The sequence below is a fragment of the Herbaspirillum lusitanum P6-12 genome (genome assembly GCF_000256565.1).
Classification (GTDB): domain Bacteria; phylum Pseudomonadota; class Gammaproteobacteria; order Burkholderiales; family Burkholderiaceae_D; genus Herbaspirillum; species Herbaspirillum lusitanum.
In genome coordinates, this window is the sequence record NZ_AJHH01000141.1 from 1 (window position 1) to 1081 (window position 1081).

2 protein-coding genes are annotated in these 1081 nt (G+C 56.6%); both read left to right on the forward strand.

Annotated features, from left to right (window positions below):
- Window positions 1–558: AEC family transporter (locus tag HLUSI_RS0104950; RefSeq protein ID WP_016832917.1), on the forward strand; the 558-nt coding region annotated here is incomplete at its 5' end.
- 343 nt (window positions 559–901) lie between these two features.
- Window positions 902–1081, forward strand: a 180-nt coding sequence (locus HLUSI_RS33880) for a hypothetical protein (protein WP_238533921.1), incomplete at its 3' end; no start/stop codon positions are given.

Sequence of the window (1081 nt, forward strand, 5' to 3'; positions counted from 1 at the left end):
CCGTCGCGCCTGGCGGGTGAAAAAGGCGTGGGACTGATGGCGCTGCTGATCGGCTTCGGCGTCCCCCTGTGCAACATGGCGGCAGTGCATGCGCTGGCCCATCGCAGCGGCAACTTGTTCAGCGAGCTGGCGCGCAATCCCCTGCTGATCGCCACCGGTTCCGGCCTGTTGTTTGCGCTGTGCGGCTTCACCTTGCCGGAAGTGGCGAGTGCGGTCTTGTCGCGCCTCGGCAGCGCCTCGATTGCGTTGGGCCTCCTGATGGTCGGCGCGGGCCTGCGCCTGGCGGGAATACGTGAAGACAAACTGATGACGACCTACTTCACCGCCATCAAATTGCTGGCGGTGCCGGCTGTCGCCTATGTGCTGGGACGCTGGTTCGAACTGCCAACGCTGCAGTTGCAGATCGTCGTGCTGTTCTGCTCGCTGCCGACGGCCTCGAGCTGCTACATCCTCGCCGCGCGCATGGGCGGCAACGGACCGATGACGGCCTTCCTGATTTCACTCGGCACGCTGGTGTCGGCGTTGACGATTCCGTTCTGGCTGATGCTGGTGCATTAAAGATCGTCCGTTCTACTTGATCGCCGTTCCCGTGAAAACTGGAATCTGGTAGCGGATTCATTTTCGTCAACACACTGATCTCCGGTGTTGGTTGAGCCTCAAATTCAAATCATTTCAGACTTGATCCAAGTCCCTCTAGACAAGCAGCCTTCCCACTTAAGCGCGAGCACCCGCTTTCATTCCTTCTTCTTAAAATCAATCCGATAGAAGATAGGAATTCCCTCTCCGCATTTAACGACTTTCCACGATTTTCTTGGTCTTGTAGTCCATCGCATATTTACAGCCTTCGTGTCTTCCCGGACATTGACAAGCTGTATTTCGTGACCACCCTCCGAGGAAAAATATGTCGATTGAAAAACTACTGCTTCTTGCGAGCATCGCTACGCTGACCGCTTGCAATACGACCGCACCGGTCGCAGAAATCACAAAAGAACAAAAGCCATACGTGTACATACCCGAAGAATACGTCTCGATCTCCTGCGTTACACATGGTACGCGCGCGCCGAGTGGCTGGCCGGGGTCG